Source organism: Kocuria subflava, assembly GCF_012163155.1.
GTDB classification, from domain to species: Bacteria; Actinomycetota; Actinomycetes; order Actinomycetales; family Micrococcaceae; genus Kocuria; species Kocuria subflava.
Genome location: NZ_JAAVUN010000150.1, coordinates 1 through 634, shown reverse-complemented (window position 1 = coordinate 634; position 634 = coordinate 1). Strand labels below are relative to the sequence as shown.

Genomic DNA, 634 nt, shown 5'->3' with positions numbered 1-634 from the left:
GCATCCATGGTCCACGGCGGGGTGAGGCCGGCACATCGCCCCGCGGGTCCATCTGTGATGATGACGGGATCATCCCGGGGTATGACGTCCGGATTTGTTGCCGTCCCGTGGATCACATCACGGCGGACAGTCCTTTGACCAGGGCAGCGAGGCCGCCGAGGCCGGCGATCACCAGGGCCAGGGTCCGCGCCTGGAGGGGATTGACCCTGCTGTCGAGCAGCGTCCCGAGGCCGACCCCGCCCAGGACCAGCCCGATGACCACGGGCACCAGCCACCATGGTGGGAGATGGGGTTGCCCCGTGGCCCCGAGCACCGACTTGGTGAGCACGGAGAACAGGCCCATGGACATGAAGATGGGCTGCAACGTGGCCGCGAACGTCCGTTGATCCCACCGGGTCAGGCGCGCGGCGATCACCATCGCCGGAGCGGCCACACCCGCCGTCGTGTTGAGCACCCCTCCGATCAGACCCGTGACCGGTAGCGCGACCTTGGAATCCAGGTGCGGCAGGCGCGGGGTGGTGATCGTGAGGGCCAGGGCGATCAGCACCAGCAGCCCGATGCCGATCTGCGGCCAGGCGGTGGGCAACACCAGGACCAGCAGAGCTCCCAGGACCGCTCCAGGCAACGCCGTGGC

The 634-nt window shown here is 68.9% G+C and carries 1 protein-coding gene; it reads right to left on the bottom strand.

The features are described from left to right. Positions 1–112 precede the first annotated feature (112 nt). A partial coding sequence (locus GTW58_RS13470; RefSeq protein ID WP_168023602.1) for a TSUP family transporter occupies positions 113–634 on the bottom strand: 522 nt, incomplete at its 5' end.